General features: G+C 36.6%; 20 protein-coding genes and 1 riboswitch. Of the genes, 4 read left to right on the forward strand and 16 right to left on the reverse strand.

The window, feature by feature from the left end:
* The 4 genes from JL53_RS07970 to JL53_RS07985 form a co-directional block, all read right to left on the reverse strand.
* Entirely contained in the window at positions 1-657 is a 657-nt protein-coding gene (locus JL53_RS07970; RefSeq protein WP_003719723.1) for an ABC transporter permease, read from the reverse strand.
* 3 nt (positions 658-660) lie between these two features.
* Positions 661-1,854, reverse strand: coding sequence for a betaine/proline/choline family ABC transporter ATP-binding protein (locus tag JL53_RS07975; protein ID WP_003719724.1), 1,194 nt, complete (start codon positions 1,852-1,854; stop codon positions 661-663).
* Between the two features lie 303 nt (positions 1,855-2,157).
* Positions 2,158-2,718 carry an energy-coupled thiamine transporter ThiT gene (gene thiT / locus JL53_RS07980; RefSeq protein WP_038407293.1) on the reverse strand — a complete coding sequence of 187 codons (561 nt, stop codon included), beginning with the start codon at positions 2,716-2,718 and terminating at the stop codon, positions 2,158-2,160.
* Between the two features lie 67 nt (positions 2,719-2,785).
* A riboswitch (TPP riboswitch) is annotated at positions 2,786-2,896 on the reverse strand.
* Positions 2,897-2,965: 69 nt separating this feature from the next.
* Positions 2,966-3,349 (reverse strand): MmcQ/YjbR family DNA-binding protein, encoded by a 384-nt coding sequence (locus JL53_RS07985; protein WP_038407294.1) that lies wholly within the window; start codon positions 3,347-3,349, stop codon positions 2,966-2,968.
* A gap of 139 nt (positions 3,350-3,488) precedes the next feature.
* On the opposite strand from JL53_RS07985, the gene JL53_RS07990 reads away from it, so the two are divergent.
* Positions 3,489-5,090, forward strand: coding sequence for an ABC-F family ATP-binding cassette domain-containing protein (locus JL53_RS07990; protein WP_038407295.1), 1,602 nt, complete (start codon positions 3,489-3,491; stop codon positions 5,088-5,090).
* 45 nt (positions 5,091-5,135) lie between these two features.
* Here JL53_RS07990 and JL53_RS07995 read toward each other — a convergent pair whose 3' ends face one another.
* From JL53_RS07995 to JL53_RS08030, 8 genes are all read right to left on the reverse strand, one after another.
* Entirely contained in the window at positions 5,136-5,783 is a 648-nt protein-coding gene (locus JL53_RS07995) for a hypothetical protein (protein ID WP_038407296.1), read from the reverse strand.
* A 52-nt stretch (positions 5,784-5,835) separates the two neighbouring features.
* Entirely contained in the window at positions 5,836-7,176 is a 1,341-nt protein-coding gene (locus JL53_RS08000) for a dihydrolipoyl dehydrogenase family protein (protein ID WP_038407297.1), read from the reverse strand.
* A gap of 90 nt (positions 7,177-7,266) precedes the next feature.
* Complete coding sequence (locus JL53_RS08005; RefSeq protein WP_003719728.1) at positions 7,267-8,934, reverse strand: ribonuclease J; 1,668 nt, start codon at positions 8,932-8,934, stop codon at positions 7,267-7,269.
* A gap of 19 nt (positions 8,935-8,953) precedes the next feature.
* Positions 8,954-9,835, reverse strand: a complete 882-nt coding sequence (gene dapA / locus JL53_RS08010; RefSeq protein WP_003719729.1) for a 4-hydroxy-tetrahydrodipicolinate synthase — start codon at positions 9,833-9,835, stop codon at positions 8,954-8,956.
* A gap of 14 nt (positions 9,836-9,849) precedes the next feature.
* Positions 9,850-11,061 carry an aspartate kinase gene (gene dapG / locus JL53_RS08015; RefSeq protein ID WP_003719730.1) on the reverse strand — a complete coding sequence of 404 codons (1,212 nt, stop codon included), beginning with the start codon at positions 11,059-11,061 and terminating at the stop codon, positions 9,850-9,852.
* Positions 11,062-11,082: 21 nt separating this feature from the next.
* Positions 11,083-12,126, reverse strand: a complete 1,044-nt coding sequence (locus JL53_RS08020) for an aspartate-semialdehyde dehydrogenase (RefSeq protein WP_003719731.1) — start codon at positions 12,124-12,126, stop codon at positions 11,083-11,085.
* A gap of 197 nt (positions 12,127-12,323) precedes the next feature.
* The gene (locus JL53_RS08025) at positions 12,324-14,489 is read right to left on the reverse strand and encodes a peptidoglycan D,D-transpeptidase FtsI family protein (protein ID WP_038407298.1); all 2,166 of its coding nucleotides are present in this window, start codon (positions 14,487-14,489) and stop codon (positions 12,324-12,326) included.
* Between the two features lie 129 nt (positions 14,490-14,618).
* On the reverse strand, positions 14,619-15,227 hold the full coding sequence (locus tag JL53_RS08030) for a superoxide dismutase (protein ID WP_003719733.1): 609 nt from the start codon (positions 15,225-15,227) through the stop codon (positions 14,619-14,621).
* Between the two features lie 306 nt (positions 15,228-15,533).
* Here JL53_RS08030 and JL53_RS08035 point away from each other — a divergent pair, with 306 nt between their 5' ends.
* The 3 genes from JL53_RS08035 (at position 15,534) to JL53_RS08045 (ending at position 17,512) form a co-directional block, all read left to right on the forward strand.
* A complete protein-coding gene (locus JL53_RS08035) occupies positions 15,534-16,331 on the forward strand; it encodes a DUF1189 domain-containing protein (RefSeq protein WP_038407299.1) in 798 nt (265 codons plus the stop codon).
* 156 nt (positions 16,332-16,487) lie between these two features.
* Positions 16,488-17,195, forward strand: a complete 708-nt coding sequence (locus JL53_RS08040; protein WP_003719736.1) for an AzlC family ABC transporter permease — start codon at positions 16,488-16,490, stop codon at positions 17,193-17,195.
* Entirely contained in the window at positions 17,186-17,512 is a 327-nt protein-coding gene (locus JL53_RS08045) for a branched-chain amino acid transport AzlD family protein (RefSeq protein WP_003719737.1), read from the forward strand. Before JL53_RS08040 ends, JL53_RS08045 begins: the two co-directional genes overlap by 10 nt.
* 82 nt (positions 17,513-17,594) lie before the next feature.
* Here the strand turns inward: JL53_RS08045 and JL53_RS08050 are convergent, their stop codons facing one another.
* The 4 genes from JL53_RS08050 to JL53_RS08065 all read right to left on the reverse strand — a co-directional run bounded on the left by JL53_RS08050 (position 17,595) and on the right by JL53_RS08065 (position 20,650).
* Positions 17,595-18,473, reverse strand: a complete 879-nt coding sequence (locus JL53_RS08050) for a post-translocation chaperone PrsA1 (protein WP_038407300.1) — start codon at positions 18,471-18,473, stop codon at positions 17,595-17,597.
* 144 nt (positions 18,474-18,617) lie between these two features.
* Complete coding sequence (gene zurR / locus JL53_RS08055; protein ID WP_038407302.1) at positions 18,618-19,043, reverse strand: transcriptional regulator ZurR; 426 nt, start codon at positions 19,041-19,043, stop codon at positions 18,618-18,620.
* Complete coding sequence (gene zurM, locus JL53_RS08060; RefSeq protein ID WP_003719740.1) at positions 19,024-19,902, reverse strand: zinc ABC transporter permease ZurM; 879 nt, start codon at positions 19,900-19,902, stop codon at positions 19,024-19,026. Before zurM ends, zurR begins: the two co-directional genes overlap by 20 nt.
* Entirely contained in the window at positions 19,877-20,650 is a 774-nt protein-coding gene (locus JL53_RS08065) for a metal ABC transporter ATP-binding protein (RefSeq protein WP_038407303.1), read from the reverse strand. The genes zurM and JL53_RS08065 overlap by 26 nt, the downstream gene beginning before the upstream one ends.
* Positions 20,651-20,744: the final 94 nt, after the last annotated feature.

Below are 20,744 nucleotides of genomic sequence, written 5' to 3' on the forward strand. Positions count from 1 at the left end.
TCATTCTCCCCCTTCCCGAGCTTCTCGGATGGCCTTAGGAGTTAAGCGATACTCTAGTTTTCCAAGCGCGAATTCTACTACAAGGGCTAAAATGGTAACTGGTATTGCTCCGCCGAGAATTAAATCTGGACGGTATAGATTCAGACCGTTAAAAATAAAGTCACCTAGTCCGCCTGCCCCAATATACGATGCAAGTGTTGCCCAAGCAATAACATAGACTGCAGACAAGCGAATCCCTGCCATAATAACGGATATAGAGTTAGGAATTTCAACATTAACAATTAATTGCCAGTTGGTCATTCCCATACCTCGGCCAGACTCAATTAAATTTTTGTCTACACCTCGAACACCAATAAATGTATTACGTAAGATTGGTAACAGTGCATAGATAAATAACGCGATAATCGCAGGGAGTGTTCCTACTCCGAGAAATGGAATAATAAATGCCAGAATTGCAAGAGACGGCACCGTTTGAAGAACACTAACCACACCGATAACAAAATTTGCTACCCTTGGCGATCTAGTTAGCAAAATCCCGGTTGGTACAGCTACCGCAATCCCTAAAATAACCGCAGATAAGGAGATGAATAAATGTTGCCATGTTTGAACAAGCAAGTTATGGCCGTTTTCTTGAAAAAAAGTAACAATAGCGTCCATAGCTTATCCCTCCTGCTTCGTTTCTGGTTCTGTCGTTTCGGAATCCGGTTGTTCCTCCTGATTTACTGATTCCGCGTCAAATGAACCCCAAATGGAATCATAGACAATATCAACTAAACTAGCGCGTGTGACAATGCCGACTAGTCTATTTTCTTTATCTACTACAGGAATATACTTGTAACCACGTTTTAAAATCCGTTGAACTGTATCGCGAAGCAACGTGTCTTCATGAACATAAAAGACATTTTTCTCAAGAATATCTACTACTGAAGTGGCTGTGCGACGATTTAAATCAATTTGTTCCACATCAATAAATCCTTTTAGTACATTTCCTTCATCTACAACAAGCAATGTATCTACGCGTTTCTCTTTCATGACTGTAATTGCAGCTTGCAAGGACTTATCTGCTGTAATCGAAACTGGATTTGTATTCATAATTTGTGCTACTTGAGTTACATCCGGTTTTGCTTCAATTAAACGGTCTTTCCCAATAAAGTCTTCTACAAAGGAGTTAGCAGGATTACGTAAAATTTCGTCTGGGGTATCAAATTGCACTATTTCTCCAGCTTTCATAATTACGATACGATCAGCTAGTTTTATAGCTTCGTCCATATCATGTGTAACAAAGATAATCGTTTTACCAAGTTCTTTTTGTAAGTTTTTGAATTCTTCTTGCAAAGAATCACGTGTAATTGGATCTAGTGCCCCAAATGGCTCATCCATCAAAATTAAATTTTGTTCTGCCGCAAGTGCGCGAAGTACACCAATACGTTGTTGTTGTCCGCCACTTAGTTCATATGGGTAGCGATCTAAAAATTCTTCTGGTAAATCTACCAACTTAATTAACTCTTTTGCACGTTCTTGTTTTTTCTCTTCGGACCATTTAAGTAGTTTTGGAACGAGGACGATATTTTCTCTAATCGTCATATGTGGCATCAAGCCAATTTGTTGAATTACATAACCGATAGAACGACGTAATTTAACAGGATCTTCCGCCATGATGTCTTTATCATTAATGAAAATTTTACCTTCAGTTGGTTCAATAAGCCTATTAATCATCTTCATTGTCGTTGTTTTCCCACAACCACTTGGACCGATAAAACAAACAAACTCTCCTTTATCGATGCTTAGTGTCAGATCATTAACTGCTTTTTTGCCCCCTTTATAAGTCTTCGTTACGTGTTCGAATTTTAACACGCTTATACACCTCCATTTTTTCTTTACCAATACCAATAAATTTGGCAATCAATAAATCTTTTCCCTAACCGTCACGATTGAAACTTTAAAATAAAAAAACAGTTTAAAAACAAGTGGTGCATTCAAACAGAAGTCGTTTGCGAGTTGATTTCGTACTTGTAGCACGGGAAACATCGATGCTAAACTTAGCTTCGTAAAAATGAGTATTGTAATTAAACTGCAATATAGTATTTCTCTATTATAACATACTTATTTTTCGCCCCAAAAAAGGACTGCTAGCAAACACACTAACAGTCCTTTTCCTTATTTTGGTAAAAATAATTTTGGTGAAGTTTTCAATAAAATGGTAATAACAATCCCGGCAACAGCTACAGTAGCAAGGCAGGTAGCTCCATTCATCACGAGTGAAAATAATTGTGCTCCCCAACCTTTAAAGGCATAGGCACCCCAAAATAACACACCGGCAACATAATGCCAGAAATACCTAGCCACACCACCAATAATCATCGTTCCCCAAGCCCACTGAATAGCTTTTTTTAAGTGTCCAGCTGCTAAATTGCTTCGAACTTGCTTACTGAATACACCACTAAAAGCAACAAAGCTAAAGGCGATAACATATTCAATCAATGCTTGAGTCGGCATTAAAATATATGCTTTTCCTGTTAAAAAATGCAGTAATCCCCATAATAACCCGGCAAATCCAGCTGCCCAGAAACCACGACGGATAGCAATCACGTACATTGGTATCATGCCTAGTGAAATCGAAAAACTTGATCCGATGTCTAACGGAATAAAGCTCAGTACCATCGCAACTGCGGCAAAGATGGCACACTCCAGTAAAATAATTAATCTTTTATTTTGCATAAAAAATAAACTCCCCTCTTCTTTTTGGTCAAAAACGTACCCCAGAAGAAAGCAGTTTCTATTGTTAGAAATGCAATCGCCACAATCCCTACGCTCGTATTAACGAACAGGTTCAAAGGGTCAGAATCCAAAAACATGCGGATTCAATCTCAGCTAAGAAGCCCCCCCTGTGGTAACGTCTATGAAATTAATTGTACAACCATTATTATAGCATGGCTTTGTTTTTTGTAAAGAATTTTTTCTTTTATTAGTCATTAGCAGAAAATCGTACGGTATTTTGCGCTTTTTTAGGAAGTTTTTGAAAAATAAGTTGATAACTATTTTGGATTAAAGCAAATTCTGTTTCTGCTTCCACATCATATTGCTCATTGATAACTAATGTAATCCAATGTTTTTTATTTAGATGATAGCCAGGTTTGATACTGTTATACTCATCACGTAATTGGTCTATTCTTTCTGGTTGGCATTTTAGGCTAACATATAAATCTCCATGATACATATGAATAAGCGCAAAAATCTTGCCACCAAGCGTTAGCGCATGCATTTTTTTATCAAATGGAAATGTTTCCTTAGCTCCTTGCAAAGATAAGCAAATAGCTACTTTTTCTTCTAGCATTTGTTGATAATTCATGCTACTTCCCTCCTTATTCTAGTATTATAACATTTATTTATGTGTGTATACTTTCTTTGCATCACTAACCGTGTTAAAATAGTAGTAATTGTGTTTTTTCTGAAATTAAGAGAGAACAACTTAGTATTGGAGGAAGAAAATGTTAACTGTAAATAATGTCGGCTTACGCTATGGCGATAAAAAGCTATTTGAAGATGTTTCTATTAAATTTTTACCGGGTAACTGTTATGGTCTTATCGGAGCAAACGGAGCTGGGAAATCTACTTTCCTAAAAGTTCTTTCCGGTGAGCTTGATTCACAAAGCGGAAATGTGCATATTGGTTCTGGTGAGCGTCTAGCTGTCCTTCGCCAAGATCACTTCCAATATGATGAAGAATTAGTTTTGAATACTGTAATAATGGGACATGAACGTCTATATAAAATTATGGACGAAAAAAATGCCATTTACATGAAAGAAGATTTTAGTGATGCGGACGGCATTCGTGCTGCGGAACTAGAAGGCGAATTCGCTGAGCTAGACGGTTGGGAAGCGGAATCAGACGCAGCTGTTTTACTTAACGGTTTAGGTATTTCAACAGAATTACATGGTAAATTAATGAAAGATTTAACTGGTGGAGAAAAAGTAAAAGTACTTCTTGCCCAAGCATTGTTTGGTAAGCCGGATATTCTACTTTTGGATGAACCGACCAACCACCTGGACATCCGTGCTATTCACTGGTTAGAAGAATTTTTAATTAACTTTGATAATACTGTTATTGTCGTTTCACATGACCGTCACTTCTTAAATAAAGTATGTACTCATATTGCCGACCTAGATTTCAGTAAAATTAAACTTTATGTTGGTAACTATGACTTCTGGTATGAATCCAGCCAATTAGCTCAAACAATGATGGGCGACCGTAATAAGAAAAAAGAAGAGAAAATGAAAGAATTACAAGACTTTATTGCTAGGTTTAGTGCGAATGCTTCTAAATCCAAACAAGCAACAAGCCGTAAAAAAATGTTAGAAAAAATTACGCTAGAAGATATTCAACCTTCTAGTCGCCGCTACCCTTTCATCCAGTTCAAACCGGAACGAGAAGTTGGTAATGATCTTCTAACTGTAACTAACTTATCTAAAACAATTGATGGCGTAAAAATTCTTGATGACCTTTCTTTCTCCATCAACCGCAATGATAAAGTGGCATTAGTTGGGGATGATGAAGTAGCAAAAACAGTGCTATTTCAAATCCTTGCTGGTGAAATGGAACCTGACTCAGGTAGTTATAAATGGGGCATTACAACAAGCCAAAGTTACTTCCCGAAAGACAACTCCGAATTCTTTGAAGAAAATGATATGAGTCTTGTTGAATGGTTACGTCAATTTTCACCAGAAGATGATAGTGAAGCTTTCCTTCGTGGATTCCTAGGTCGGATGTTGTTTAGTGGTGATGAGGTACTGAAAAAAGTTCGCGTCTTATCTGGTGGTGAAAAAGTTCGTTGTATGTTATCGAAAATGATGCTTTCTGGTTCTAATGTGCTTCTTCTAGATGAGCCAACTAACCACTTGGACTTAGAATCTATCACAGCACTTAACAATGGTTTAGAATCTTTTAAAGGAGCAATCATCTTTGCTTCTCATGACCATCAGTTATTACAAACAATTGCTACACGTGTTATCAACTTATCAAAAGAACAATTCTATAATAAAGAAATTTCTTATGATGAGTATTTAAAAGAAGTTATGAATGTAACGGAATAATTATCAAAAAAGCTCTATCCCCTAATTTGGAGAATAGAGCTTTTTTTATTTTAATTCGATTTTTCCTGTGTCTGTTGTAAGTGGTGAGGAGGAATCTTTTAAATAACTTAGAAAACTATATGAAATCCAAGTAATATCAGAAACTTTGTCTAATTTTTCTACTGGAAAAACAATTTTCCCTTTGACCGTTTCTCCTGGCTGAATATCGGTCTTATCAAATTCAGATAAAACAGCATCTCCACCATTAATCTCCATTTTGTTCGCATCTAGTTGCCCTTGGTTTGGATAAGTCTCAAGTATTTTATCTGCATTATTGGTTATTTCTAAGGTTAATGTAATGCTGCCAGGAACTGATTTCCCCTCGACTGTTGAATAGGTTTCTTTCTTTTCGACTGTGACGGAAGTAATTTTTTTCGTAAAATTATCTGCTGTATCTTCATAATTCACTTGATAAGTTTTTGTTTCTTCGGCTGTTTGGTTCGACCCTGCGGAAGAATAATTAAACACATCATTTTGGACTTGTTGGTAATGCGTGAAACTAACAATAATGCCGATGATAGAACCTACTAATAACAACATACCAGCACTTGTTAAGATCGCGCCAATTTTCCGCTTAGCTGGGAAAAACAAAATCACGATACCTGCGATAAAAATGAAGAAAGCACATATTCCGGCAATAATCCAAATTTCCATCTATCTTGCTCCTTTTATGCGAATTTCTCCCCCACTATACCATATTTAACACTTAGTTCAAAGCAGTTAAATCACTTGCTGGAGAAGGATAAGCAAATATAACCGATTGTAAATCTGTTAAAGTGAGATTTGCTTTCATTAAAAGAGCGATATAGTTAATCATATAATCTGCTTCTTCACTTAGGAAATGCGCACCTTTTATTTGTTGAGTGTTTTTATCTACAATGATTTTCGCAAGTGCGAGTGGTTCATTTGTGCGTTTATAAGTATACCAACTCGTTGTATCATGATTTTTTATTTCATATCTATCAGCTTGTTTTTTTGCTTCTGCCAGGCTAATACCTATACTTGCTAATTTAGGACTAGTAAATACCACACTTGGGACGGCTGGATATTCCATCGCTTTGTTTGCCTCGAGAATATTTTGGGCAACAACCGTAGCTTCCAGGCTAACAACTGGTGTAAGTGGCGCTCCTTTAGATGCAGCAACGTCTCCACACGCATAGATATGCGGATTTGCTATGGTTTGTAGTTTTTCGTTTACCGTGATACCTTTTTTAGTATACTCAATCTCCGCATTTTCTAAAGATAAATGAGCGATGTTTGGTGATCTTCCAGTTGCTCCGATGATAATATCTGTATCGAGGGAGAAAGCGTTTTCGCCACTAATCTGTAACTTACCTGCTTTTTTCTCTATCTTTGAAATGGCTGTATCAAAATGAAAATGAACACCCTCTTCTTCCATTAATGAAACAAGCGCCGCAACGAAATCTGGATCAAATTTCTTTAATGGTTGGCTATTATGATGAATTATATGCACTTCTTTTCCAGCAGCTAAAACAATCGAAGCAAATTCAAATGAAATATACCCTCCGCCAATAAATGTAACGGAATCGGGAAGTGTCGGTAAAGATAAGAAATCATCACTGTTTTGAATAAATTCACTTCCAGGGATATTTTGTTTATTAGGGCTAGCCCCAGTTGCTAGCACGATATTTTTAGTTTTGAGCACATTTTCTCCAACTTGTAGGCTATCTTTTGAGTTGAACCGAGCTTTTCCAAAAAAAGTTTCAATACCTGCATCTTGGAAACTTTGCAATCGCTGTTCAGGTACGTCTTCTACAAATGTTTCTTTAAATGCCATCAAATCTGTCCAACTTATAGTTGCCGCCTGTTTAATTCCTTTTCCTCGTAATCGTTTAGAAAAGTTTCTAGCCTCACTTGCGCCAATAAGGACCTTTTTAGGATCACAGCCACGTAAGACACATGTACCTCCCCAACTACGCTCTTCTATAATAGCCACACTTAGACCAGCAGCTTGCGTTTCAAATGCGACTGTAGTTCCACTCGCACCACTTCCGATTACGACCACATCATATGTATATTCTGTCAATTGAATCACTCCTTCTAAATATGTTTTCCCGTCTAGCTTAGTTTCAAACGAAAAAACTGCTACACACGAACCGTGCAGCAGTTTTACTTACTAGACTTCCATGATAATTGGTAAAATCATTGGACGTCGTTTTGTTTGTTCAAATAAATAGCGATTTAATTGATCGCGAATATCTTGTTTTAATTTAGCCCATTCAAAACCAGTTTCTTGTAAATTTTTCTCCACAATTTTAGTCACTACTTTAGATGATTCTTCAATTAAATGTTCTGATTCACGAACATAAATGAAGCCACGTGAGATAATTTCTGGTCCAGAAGTAATCGTTTTTGTTTTACGATTTAATGTGACTACAACAATAAAAATTCCATCTTCCGAAAGCAATTTACGGTCTCTTAAGACAATATTTCCAACGTCTCCTACGCCTAAACCATCAATAAGTGTATTACCAGAGTACACACGGTTCCCGGCAGTCATTTTATCATTTTTATATTCTAAAATTTCCCCCTTACCTACGATGAAAACATTGGCTTTTGCCATACCAACTTCATGAGCTAGCTTAGCATGGCTAATCAACATCCGATACTCGCCATGAACTGGAACGAAATAACGTGGTTTTAGTAGATTAATCATTAATTTTAAATCTTCTTGGCTCGCGTGACCTGAGATGAAAAGCGTATTACTCATCGTTAATACTTTTGCACCAGCTTTGTAGAGCATATCTATTGTTTTTGCCATCATAGTTTCAAGCGATGGTGATGGTGTAGTAGTTATATAAACTGTGTCACCAGGCTTAATATTAAGTTGTGGATGATTTCCTTTTGTCATTAGTTGTAGGGACTGGATTGGTTCCCCTAAATTACCTGTTTCAATAATAGTAATTTCATCATCATTATATTTTTTTACATCTTTTAATGGGATGATTAAATCTTCTTCAATAATAATTTTATCTAAACTACCAGCAATTTCAAACACGCGTTCTAATTCTTTGCCGACGATAGCTACTTTGCGTTTAGTTGCTACAGACGCCTCAAGAACTTGTTGCAAACGAATCAAATTTGATGCGACACAAGCTACAATAATTCTACCATCTGCCATACGAAAAGCATGTCTTATTTCTTCTTCAATTAAGCTGTCACTAGAAGTAGTTCCTTGGTGCTCAGCCTCAGAGCTATCGGAAAGTAAAGCAAGAACTCCTTTTTCACCAAATTCAGCAATATGACTTAAATCAGAAGCGTAACCATCTTTTGCTGATTGGTCAAATTTGAAATCACCTGTATAGATGATTGCCCCTTCACTTGTTTCCAGAACAATCCCGACTGAATCAGGAATAGTATGCGTTGTACGGAAAAAGGATACGTCAATTTTCGCGAATGATAACGTAGTATCCGCATCGACAATATGGAAATTTTTAAATCTTAGTTTGCGATGTTCTTTCAGTGCAGACTTAGCAAGTGCAATTGTCAGTTCAGTTCCATAAACAGGTGCCTTTATTTTTTGAAGTAAATAAGGAAGTGCGCCAATTGCGTCTTCATGACCATGTGTTAAGAAAATCGCTTTAATTCTGTCTTTGTTTTCTTCTAAATATTTAAAATCTGGGATAACAATATCAATTCCTAATAATTCATTTTCTGGAAACATTAAACCCGCATCTAATATAAAGATATCTTCGTCTATTTCTACAACATATAAATTTTTACCACTTTCATCGACACCGCCGAGTGGAATGATTTTTATGTTTTTCGCTTTTTTTATTGTCAAAGCGTAGACCTCCTTTGAACTATTTAGAAAGTCCTTCTAATATAGCTTGTAATTTCGTTCCTTGTTCCGCATTCAAATCTACAAGTGGCAATCTAACAGGGCCAACATTAATTCCTTGTTGGTTTAATAGGTATTTGGTTGGTGCTGGGTTTGGTACTGCGAACAGGCCTTTCATTAGTGGAAGTAAACTACGATGAATGCTAGCCGCCTTTTGAACTTTTCCATTCTCAAATGCTTGAATCATTTCTTGCATTTCATTTCCAACAATATGACTTGCAACAGAGATAACTCCATGCCCACCAACGGATAATATTGGTAAAGTTAGACTATCATCGCCACTATAAATGAAGAAATCATCAGGTGTGTCGGCAATAATTTCACTAATATTATCTAAGTTCCCACTAGATTCTTTGACACCAATAATATTAGGAAGTTGTGCTAAACGGATAATCGTCTCTGGCTCGATATTTACTACACTACGACCTGGAATATTATAGATAACCACTGGTAAATCAGATGCCTCTGCTACAGCAGCAAAATGGGCATATATACCATCTTGATTAGGCTTATTATAATATGGAGCAACAATTAATACTGCATCTATTCCACCTAGTTCTGCTACTTCATTTGTGAGTTCAATTGTTTCTGCTGTATTGTTTGAACCTGTCCCTGCAATTAATTTTGCCCTGCCATCGTTTGTTTCGATGACTTGACGAAATAATTTTATTTTTTCATCATGCGACAAAGTGGGAGATTCACCAGTTGTACCAGCGATTACTAAGCCATCTGAGCCGTTTGCTATTAAGTGGTTCACGAGATGATGAATTCTTTTTTTGCATACTTTATTCTTTTCTGGGTGAATTGGCGTCACCATTGCTGTAATTACTTTTCCTAAATCCATCTTTCATTTCCTCCTTACTTAATTTCCAAACAAAATATATCATGAAGGGCATTGACTGCCGAAATTAAGTCCTCTTCTCTTACTAATACCCAAATAGTAGTATGACTATCCGCTGATTGTAAAATTGGGATATTTTTTTCGGATAATGCTCCTACAATTCTAGCGGTAACACCAGGTACACCAGTTATTCCAGCGCCAACAATAGAGACTTTTGCACAAGCTTCTCGAACAAAAGTTTCTAATGCCGCTTCTTCTAATAGAAGCTTGACTTGTTGTCGTTTTTCTTCTGGGACTGTAAAAATGACGGAATTAGTAGAGATATTGATGAAATCTAAGCTAATACCAGCATCTGCTAAAATTTTGAAAGCTTCTTGTTGTGCTTTTACTGTATCAGTTTTAACGGATACTTGTGTTAAATTGGTTACGTGGGCAACACCGGTTACCATACGCTCTTTGACATCAAAATGACCAACTTCATCTGTTAAAGATGTGACAAGTGTTCCTTCACTTTCTAAATAAGTAGAACGGATTCTCATCGGTATTTTGGCAGTCATGGCGATTTCGACAGCACGAGGGTGAATAACTTTAGCTCCTTGATAAGCCATATTACTTACTTCATTATAACTTACTCTCGGAAGTGAACGAGCATGTTCAACGATTCGCGGATCTGCTGTCATCATTCCATCAACATCTGTAAAAATATCAATATAATCAGCTTGCAAGGAAACACCCAGTGCCGCGGCTGAGGTATCGCTTCCACCGCGACCGAGTGTTGTTATGTCGCCATTAAGTGCCACTCCTTGAAAACCAGCGACAACTGCAACGTCAAGTGATTCAAGTGCTTGTTGAAGTCTAGTTGTATCTACTTCTGTAATTTTAGCATTTAAATGATTACTGGTGGTAATGATACCTGCTTGTCCGCCAGAAAACGCTTCTGCTTTTATATTTGCTTCTTTTAACATATTTGTAAATACAGAAGCGGAAATTGTTTCACCTACAGAAAGCAATGTGTCTTGCTCTCTGGCTGTCAATTTAGTATTTTTCGCACCAATCAGTTCTAACAGTGTATCTGTTGCATAGGGGTCACCGTATCGTCCAATAGCGGACACGACAACCACTACTTTATAATCGTTTTTAAGTGCACGTTTTATATGATCAAATGCCATCAATCTTATTTTTTCATTTTGGACGGAGGTTCCGCCAAACTTTTGTACGATGATTTTCATTTCCTACACCTCAAAATAACTTTAAATAATCGCTAATTTTACTAAGCTTTCAGCAATTTGAATGGAATTCCATGCGGCACCTTTTAGTAAATTATCAGAAACAATCCACATATGAAACCCTTTTTTCTCATCTAAGTCAGCCCGAACTCGGCCAACAAAAACTTCTTTTTTTCCAGCTGCCTGAATAGCTTGTGGGTAAACTTGGTTAGCAGGATCATCTTCTAAGACGACTCCAGGGGCTGATTTTAAGACGTTTTGGATATCTTTGGCACTTACGCCGTCTTTCTCTATTTCCACATAAACACTTTCAGAATGCCCACTTACTACAGGAATACGAACACATGTAGCAGATACTTTAATTGTATTATCTTCCATGATTTTTTTCGTTTCATTGATCATCTTCATTTCTTCATATGTATAATCATTCTCTGTGAAAACATCAATTTGTGGTAAAGCGTTAAATGCGATTGGATAGTGTTTTTTATCGCCTTTCACTGGCATAATCTCGGGAGTAAAATCTTGATTGTCTAATACAGCTCTACTACCATCTTGTAATTCTTTAATGGCACTTACGCCAGAACCTGAAACAGCTTGATAAGTAGAAACAATAATACGATTTAATCCATAAGCTTCTCGAATCGGTTCGAGTGCAGCCACCATTTGAATGGTTGAACAGTTTGGATTCGCAATAATACCGTTATGTGAAAAGATCGCTTGTTCGTTTACTTCGGGAACAACAAGTGGTACAGTGGGATCCATTCGATAAGCACTTGTATTATCAATAACGATTGCTCCGCGCTTAACTGCTTCTTTCGCCAAATCTTTAGAAACAGAACCCCCAGCACTAAATAAAGCTATGTCGACACCTTCAAAGCTTTCAGACTTAGCTTCTTTAATAGTTACTTCTTCACCGCGGAAAGTTAATTTTTTCCCAGCAGAGCGAGCCGAAGACAAGAATGAAACTTGCTTTATCTTAAAAGTCGCCGCCTCTTCTAGTAATTCAATCATTTGGGTACCAACTGCACCAGTAGCACCGACAACTGCGACATGATAGCTTTTTGTCATAGTTTACAATTCCTCCTTCAATTTAATCCTCTTCTCTTTGCCGTAAAACAGAGATCTGGTTAATTTACACATACTTCATCATACCATAAATGGAGCTATTTCGCAGTTTTTTAGATGATTTACCGCTTATTTTTTTAATTGTTTGTTAGTTTAGATTAATTAAAAGCCACTTTCACCAAAATGAAAGTGGCTTTTAATTAATTTTCGGTTTGTTTTGATTGCGCTTCGGCTGCTTCTTTTTTATTGTTGATTGGTTGTTCCACTTTAGAATCGCTTTTGTTTGCTTTTGCACGTTCTTTTTTCAGTTCGAAATATTTATCGAATACTTCTTTAGAAATGGCCATATTTGTTTTGTGATCTGTACCATATGGACGATAAATCCATGGCACAACAACAGATATAGCAATCTCAGGTTTTTCAACTGGTGCATATCCTACAAACGTGGTATTCCAAACACTTGCCATTTTATTACCCTCTTTTGGTCCATCATAAAAGGCGTCGGCAGTACCGGTTTTACCAGCAACATCATAATCGCTAGAAGTAAATACTGTTCTAGCAGTACCTGTGGAACCGTGAGTTACTTCATAGAATCCTTGTTGTACAGTTTTCATATCACTCTCAGAAACACCAATTTTATTTAATACTTTAGGCTTATTGGCAGTTGCTAGTGTTCCTACAGTGTCACCATTAGTACTTGGATTTCTAATTTCTTTCAGCATACTTGGAGCGATTCTTGAGCCACCATTAGCGATAGTGGAAACATATTGTGCCATTTGAAGTGGCGTATAAGAATCATATTGTCCAATCGCAAAGTCGAGAATTTTACCAATTGTTTGGTCGTCACCTTTATAACCAGTTTGTTCTCCTGGAAGATCAATGCCCGTTTTTACTCCTAATCCAAATTGATTATAGTAGTAACGCATGTCGTCAAAGGTACTTAGTGGTGCTTTAAGCGGACCATTAGGCACATATTTAGCTCCACCCATTTTCATCGCTACTTGATACATGTAGGAGTTAGATGAAATTTCAAGAGCACCAACTGGATCAAGTGGTCGATTGCCTGCGCCCGTTCTATTAAACCAAGAACTTTTTGGTTTTGTTCCTTTTAAAGCAATCGGTTGGTCCGTAAAGACTGTATCTTTTGTAATTGCTCCATCCATAATACCACCTAAAACTGTTGAACCTTTTACCGCGGATCCCATCGCATATGCGGTTGTAAATGTTCCAAGTGAATAATCTTCAAACTTGCCTTTGTCATTTAATTTTTGGCCGGCGAGTGCAAGGACTTCCCCTGAATATGGATCCATAGCAACAACGAATGCGCGGTCAAATAAATCAGAACCAGCATATTGCTTGCCTTGTGAAATGTTTTTACGTAAGATTTCTTCTACTGCTTTTTGGAATTCTACATCCACAGAAAGAACTAAATCTTTTCCTTTAGAGCCTTCATACTTACTAACTGTTTCAATAATATTCCCTTTTGAATCAAGCACACTTTCAGACTGTGATTTTGATCCGGCAAGGACACTTTCATATTGTGCTTCTAAATAACTTTTACCAACACGGTCATTTCGACTATATCCTTGTGATAGATAATATTCTGCTTTATCTTTCGGTAAACCTTCTTTTGCAGTTGAAACAGAACCTAGTATGGATCGTAATGTTTCATCATAGGTATAATAGCGATTCCAGTCAGTTGTTGTGTCTACTCCTGGTAAACTATCCATGTTTTCGCTGACACGAGCAATTTCTTCATCGGTTACATCTTTGTTTTTAACAACAGACTCTGTCATAGCATAACCAGTAGTCATTTTTTTATAGATAGTTGCTACTTTTAAGTCTTCTTTGCTAAGGCTATCAATGTCTGCTTGTGTCACATTTTCTACTTGGATTTTATAAGCTTTGGAAGCATCAAGCGCTTGCTCTTTTGCAGATAAACGGTTCAATGATTCTGTTTGGTGTGTTAAAATCCAGTAGTCCTTCAAATCACGCTCTGTTAATTTTTCTGGAGCGACCGTAATTAATTTTTCAAGTGTTTGAGCGACATGAAGCGTTTCAGATGTTTCTGTTTGTTGGCTTCTTGTATAGGTAATTGACTTAACCGCAGAATTACCTACTAATAAGTTGTAATTCCGGTCATAGATGCTGCCACGTGGCACATTTTTTGAAACTGTTACGTTATCCGTCTCTTCTAATTGACGTTTGTACGTATCTCCTTGAACGATTTGAACAATTCCTAATCGTAAAATTAACACGGAGAATAATATAAAAATAATAAAGAACAGAATATTTAAACGTAGTGGAATGATGGCGCGTTTTTTCTTAGTGGAATCTTTTTTCTTTTTTCTAAAATTTAGTTTCACGCATAGTTACCTCACTTTTCAATAATACCTTTCCCTATTGTAGCTGAAAAAACATCATTTTTCCACTGTAAGTTCATTAGAAATTCATTAGAAATAAAAAAAGACCCACCTAAGTGAGTCTTTCGATAATTATTTTGCTGCATCAAAGCGTTTGTTTGCTTCTTCCCAGTTGATAACATTCCAAAATGTGTCAATATATTCAGGACGACGGTTTTGGAATTTAAGATAATAAGCATGTTCCCACACATCTAAGCCAAGAACTGGAGTTTTACCTTCGCTAAGTGGAGAATCTTGGTTAGCAGTGGAAACGATTTCTAGTTTACCATTGTTCACTACTAGCCATGCCCAGCCTGAACCAAAACGTGCTGCAGCTGCCGCATTGAATTTTTCTTTGAATTCATCAAATGTGCCGAATTCGCTTTCGATGGCTGCTTTTAAGTTACCAGTTGGAGCACCCCCACCATTTGGGCTAAGAATAGACCAGAATAATGTATGGTTAGCATGTCCACCACCATGGTTACGTACTGCGCCGCGAATGTCTTCAGGAACGCTATCTAGATTAGCAACTAATTCTTCTACAGGTTTACTCGCAAGATCTGCGTGTCCTGCAACTGCTTCATTTAATTTTGTTACATAAGTATTGTGGTGCTTTGTATAATGAATTTCCATTGTTTCTTTATCAAAATTCGGCTCCAAAGCATCATAAGTATAAGGTAATTTTGGTAATTCGTAAGTCATTAAAAATTCCTCCTCGGATTGTTTATTATTTATGTGAAAAGAAATTACATTGTAAGGCGAAAGTTATAGACCCTATTTCCATAGAACTATGTAACACCTTAAATAACGTTTCTCTTTACACCATTTAGCCTACCACGCCTCAGAAATGCTTGCAATTTTTCTGCTCAGTGATGTTTCAATATTGATTTTGCCATCATTTCAAGCTATGATTAAGGTTGGGTGGAAAAAGTATGTTCTTTTGCACATACATGTACCTTTTCCCGGAAATTGAAAAGTTAAACCATTAGGCGAGGTGTTGAAAGAAAAATGAATATTTTTAAGCGCTTCTGGAAAAGTTTATATTCCCCTGCGGATATTGCATCGTTTCGAAATGATAAAATTAGAAAAAGTATCGTTTATATCATCGTTTTATCATTTGTTACTTTCCTTCCATTAGCATACTTTACAAGTGTTACGACAAAAAATGCGCTGAAAGTTGGCGAAGAAACCATCACGAATGAAATCCCAAATTTTAAAGTGGCAGACGGAAAACTTGTTTTAACAGATGAAACTGTTAAAAACTTACCCATCTCTATCGATCAAGATCAATTACATATTTATTTTGATGCTTCTGGAACGCTTGATAAAGATGATGTCGATAATAAAATAGCTTCGTATGATAGTGCAGTTGCCTTTCTTTCGGATGGTATTTATATTACAGCGGCTGGTGTTTCGCAATCATTTAGTTATGAAACGGCCGGTATTAGCGATAAAGACGATTTAGTTAATTTATATACCTCTATTGAATCGTTAGCGAAATATTTTATCCCGATTGCGTTACTTGTATTATTCATCTTTACACTTGGATCGGTTTTCTTCCGAGTTGCTCTATATGCACTTTTTGGCTTTATTTTATCCGGCTTTGGACGAACCGGTATTGCCTTCCGTCAAAACTGGATGATGGCTTCTTACAGTATCACTTTAGCCGCAGTCTTCACCATGGTTATGGAAGCTTTACAGATAATCGTTCCGTTTGGAATGGAAATCAATATGGTTGTGAGTATGATTTTTGTTTTCCTTGCAATCCGCTCCATTCCGCCAGCCGAACCAACTATCAAACCATAAAACTGAGCCACTTACATTTTTGTAAGTGGTTTTTCCGTGCCCAAATAGGCGTGATTTTGCGTCTTGAAAATGGTATGATTAGAAAATCAATTTGATTGAAGCTTACAATAGTATACACCCTAGAATAACTGCTTCTAGTCTGGGAGGGAGAGTTTTTTGGAAAAAGAAGTAGAATTGAGTTTTTATGATGGTGTAAAGGCATGTTTACCAACTGTACTCGGTTATATTGGCATTGGGATTGCAGCTGGAGTTGTTGGGAAAGCCTCCCATTTAAGCGTCCTAGAAGTAACTTTACTAGCAATTATAGTTTATGCTGGAGCTGCCCAGTTTATCATATCTGGATTATTATTATTGCAAAGTCCGATTTCTGCAATTATCTTTACTACATTTTTAATTAATTCAAGGCATTTTTTAATGGGGATGGCTGAGGCTCCTCACTTTAAGAAATATTCACTCTGGAATAATATCGGAATTGGTTCGTTACTTACAGATGAAACATTTGGGGTGTCAATGAATCATATTGGGAATAAAAAGCCGGTTAGCGCAAAATGGATGCACGGCATAAATGTGACAGCCTATCTTGCTTGGATTTCAGCATGTATAGTCGGAGCCTTCATTGGTAATTGGCTACCAAATCCGGAACAATTCGGTCTTGATTTTGCTCTATCAGCAATGTTTATCGGCTTGCTTTACTTACAAGTTGTCAGTGATAAAAGCAAAAAAATGGCTGTTAGTTTATTTGTAATGCTGATGGTTGCGATATTTCTAGTTATTTTCATGCGATTTACAACACCTGAAATAGCTATTTTACTAGCTACTCTATTAGGTTGTTTGATGGGAGTGATGGTAGAAAAATGGCAATAAACACATATACTTTGTTTGTAATTATCGGATGTGGGATTGTGACTTTTATTCCACGAGTGCTTCCATTTGTTTTCGTTCGGAAATTAGCCTTACCTGCTGTTGTTATTCGCTTTCTATCTTTTGTTCCGCTAGCAATCCTAACAGCATTGTTTGTGCAAAGTTTGCTTATCACTAGAGCAAACAACTTCCCTTTGATTAACCTAGAAAATCTGCTTGCTTCTATGCCAACTATCATTACGGCTATTTTAACAAAAAATTTGATGTGGATTGTAATTGTTGGCATCATTTCCATGGCAGTGATTCGTTTAATACTATAGAAAAACCCTTTACTGGCGTGTGTTTTTGACGGGAATCAAAACCAGTAAAGGGTTTTTATTTATGGGTGGATCCGAGTTAAGCTTAATTAGAGGTTGTTGTTGTTGTACTTGTAGATGTATAATCTGAAAACGCATCTTTTAAGTCATTATCTTTAATAGAAATGTTAGCCGCTTTTAGTTCTTTTTTCAGTGCGGCAGTCATATTTTCAGAAGTTAGTTGTGACTCAATATAGGAAGCTTTCACCGCTGCTTTATCTTTTGCATAAGTAGTTTTATCCGTTTTCTTCACTAATTGAATTAGGTGATAACCATAGCTGGATTTTACAATTCCGCTAATATCATCTGGATTTTTGAGAGCATAAGCAGCTTTTTCAAATGCTTCATCCATCTCCCCGGTGCCAAACGGATCAAGTAGTCCTCCATTTGTACTTGTAGCTGTGTCGGTAGAATATTCTTTAGCTAAATCAGTGAATTTTTCACCATTTTTAAGCTTGGTTTGAATTTCTTTTGCTGTATCTTCATCATCTACTAGTATATGGCGAACAGTAATATCTGGTTGCCATGTTTTATAATATTTTTTCAACTTACTTTCACTAACATCCATATTAGCTTCCGTTGCTTTTTGGACTAATAAGTTATATTCAATATTTTCTTTGAAAGAAGTTTTAGTCAGGTTACTTGAAGCAAGTGTTGATTCAAAAGAGTCACCATATTGTTCCTCATATTTTTTGTATTCAGCATTAACTTCTTTTTTCGTAACAGTGTATTTATCTTCTAAGATTTTTTTGAAAGTAAGTTGTTGTACGACCTCATTACCATACGTCGTTTTCATCGCTTCATAAAGGTCATCTTGTGTGACACTTCCTGCATCAGTTTTCACGACAGCGCTGCTACCACATCCTGCAAGAATGAGTAATGTTGCTGTTATGAAGGAAATCATCACTTTTTTTAATTTTGTCAAACTATTCCTCTCCTTCTTCTTTCGGCTACTTCTTACTTTAACCAAAAAAAGTGTCCAGAATGAGAAGTAAATATGAAATAACTATGAACATTATGTCGAAAATAAAAATGGTACGAGTTTTGAAGCAACTCGTACCATTTGCTATTAAGAAGCTTGCAAACACTCTGGGCATTCGCCATAAACTTCAAACTTATGGCCATCGATTTGGTAACCGGGTAATGCTTCGGTTAAAAAATCCATGGGGCACATCATAATTTCTTTCGTTTTACCACATTTCATACAAATAAAGTGATGATGATGATGCTCATGTGTACAAGCAAGGCGGAAATTCCGTTCACCAGAAAGATCTGTTTCCTCAAAAATTCCTAGTTCCACAAATAAAGATAGGTTTCGGTAAATTGTATCAAAACTTATTCCTGGAAAATCATCTTTCATATTTTCCAAGACCTCTTTTGCAGTTAAATAGCTATTTTTTTGAGCGAGTAAATTAATTAGAAATTCACGTTTATCTGTGTGTTTATAGCCTTTTTCTTTCATTTTCATCAGAGCTTCAGTTGCTGTAAGTGCCATTTTTCTCACCTCGATTTGAAATTAAGATTTTTTGGCGGATTTTTTGATATAGAATCGTGATGATTAAAATCAACACAGAAATAATAACGATTGCCCCACCAGGTGCTAGATTTAAATAATAAGCGGTAAATAACCCACCGGTAACGGCGATTTCACCAAATAAAATGGATAATAGAATAGTTTGTTTAAAACCTTTTGCAAGGCGAATCGCTGCTGCAACTGGTAAAGTCATCAATGAAGAGACAAGCAAAATTCCGACGATTCTCATAGATGACGCGATAACAAGTGCGACTAAAACCATAAAAATGATATCAAATACTTTTGCTTTCAACCCCGAAACTCGAGCGTATTCTTCATCGAAAGATAACAAAAATAGTTCTTTATATAATGCTAAAATGACAATAAACACCATAATAGCTATCACAACAATAGTCATCATATCTGTTCGGCTGACGGCACTCACACTACCAAATAAATAACTGAATAAATCTGTATTAAAGCCATTTGCCAGTGAAATGAAAATAACAGAAAAACCCATACCTGCCGACATAATTATTGGAATCGCCAGTTCTTCAAAGTGCTTATAGACAGTGCGTAATTTTTCCATTAATAATGAACCGACAACGGAAAATCCGAAACCAAGATAAAGTGGATTAAGTGTCGCAAGTGGTAAATAGGTTTTGCTTAAGAACAAACTAACCGCAATTCCGCCTAGCGTGACGTGACTCAGCGCATCTGCCATTAGGGAAAGCTTTCTAACTACAATAAAACTTCCTAATAATGGTGCAATGACACCTATTACTAAACCCACAATAAACGTATTTCTGATAAAATCATACTGGAGAAGTGTCGCAATCAATGCAATCATCCTCCTTTCGACGTTGCTCTGCTAATATTTCAAATTCTCGGTCTGCTAAATAATGCTGATATTCATGCGCAGAACCATCGAAAATAATTCGTTTATTTATGCTAATAACATGGTTAACGTAAGTGTTAACTGCCATCACATCATGTGTTACAAGCAAGAGCGTCATTTGTTCTGTGCGGTTTAACTCTTGAAGAAGTTCATAAAAAGCCTTCACATTCTCGACATCAACACCAACAGTTGGCTCATCTAGAATGAGTAATTTTGGACGGCTAACTAGTGCACGAGCAATGAAAACACGTTGTTGTTGTCCACCAGAAAGTTCTCCAATATTTCGATGTAAGTATGGAGTCATTTCTACTTTATTTAGCGCATAGTCTATTGCGTCTTTATCCGCCCCGTTTAATGTTTTAAATAATCCTTTTTTCTTTGTCAAACCACTGGCAACGACTTCCTTTACAGTCGCCGGGAACGCAGAATTAAAAGCATTAGATTTTTGTGACACGAACCCAATTTTAACCCAATCTTTAAAATCAGATTGTTTTTTCCCGAATAGCGAAATACTGCCTTGTTGCTTTTTTAGAACCCCTAAGATTAGTTTTAATATCGTTGACTTCCCTGAACCGTTTGGACCTATAAGCCCCGTAAAACTACCCTTTTCTACTTGAAAATGAATGTTTTCTAAGGCATGTTCTTTATCATAATGGTAACTTACATCATTTATCTCTATGATTTTGTTCATTCATATTCTCCTTTGGCAGTATTTGCTTGCTGCTTTTACTAGTATATAAAATAATCGTCCAATTGTAAATCGTAATAACTTCGAATTAAAACAA

The organism is Listeria ivanovii subsp. londoniensis (assembly GCF_000763495.1).
In the GTDB taxonomy this organism is placed as follows: domain Bacteria; phylum Bacillota; class Bacilli; order Lactobacillales; family Listeriaceae; genus Listeria; species Listeria londoniensis.

What these genes read in the sequence shown, in the direction of transcription:
- JL53_RS07970 (WP_003719723.1), bottom strand. Translation starts at nt 657, where the DNA reads ATGGACGCTATTGTTACTTTTTTTCAAGAAAACGGCCATAACTTGCTT.
- thiT (WP_038407293.1), bottom strand. Translation starts at nt 2,718, where the DNA reads ATGCAAAATAAAAGATTAATTATTTTACTGGAGTGTGCCATCTTTGCC.
- JL53_RS07985 (WP_038407294.1), bottom strand. Translation starts at nt 3,349, where the DNA reads ATGAATTATCAACAAATGCTAGAAGAAAAAGTAGCTATTTGCTTATCT.
- JL53_RS07990 (WP_038407295.1), top strand. Translation starts at nt 3,489, where the DNA reads ATGTTAACTGTAAATAATGTCGGCTTACGCTATGGCGATAAAAAGCTA.
- JL53_RS07995 (WP_038407296.1), bottom strand. Translation starts at nt 5,783, where the DNA reads ATGGAAATTTGGATTATTGCCGGAATATGTGCTTTCTTCATTTTTATC.
- dapA (WP_003719729.1), bottom strand. Translation starts at nt 9,835, where the DNA reads ATGGATTTAGGAAAAGTAATTACAGCAATGGTGACGCCAATTCACCCA.
- dapG (WP_003719730.1), bottom strand. Translation starts at nt 11,061, where the DNA reads ATGAAAATCATCGTACAAAAGTTTGGCGGAACCTCCGTCCAAAATGAA.
- JL53_RS08020 (WP_003719731.1), bottom strand. Translation starts at nt 12,126, where the DNA reads ATGACAAAAAGCTATCATGTCGCAGTTGTCGGTGCTACTGGTGCAGTT.
- JL53_RS08030 (WP_003719733.1), bottom strand. Translation starts at nt 15,227, where the DNA reads ATGACTTACGAATTACCAAAATTACCTTATACTTATGATGCTTTGGAG.
- JL53_RS08035 (WP_038407299.1), top strand. Translation starts at nt 15,534, where the DNA reads ATGAATATTTTTAAGCGCTTCTGGAAAAGTTTATATTCCCCTGCGGAT.
- JL53_RS08045 (WP_003719737.1), top strand. Translation starts at nt 17,186, where the DNA reads ATGGCAATAAACACATATACTTTGTTTGTAATTATCGGATGTGGGATT.
- zurR (WP_038407302.1), bottom strand. Translation starts at nt 19,043, where the DNA reads ATGGCACTTACAGCAACTGAAGCTCTGATGAAAATGAAAGAAAAAGGC.
- JL53_RS08065 (WP_038407303.1), bottom strand. Translation starts at nt 20,650, where the DNA reads ATGAACAAAATCATAGAGATAAATGATGTAAGTTACCATTATGATAAA.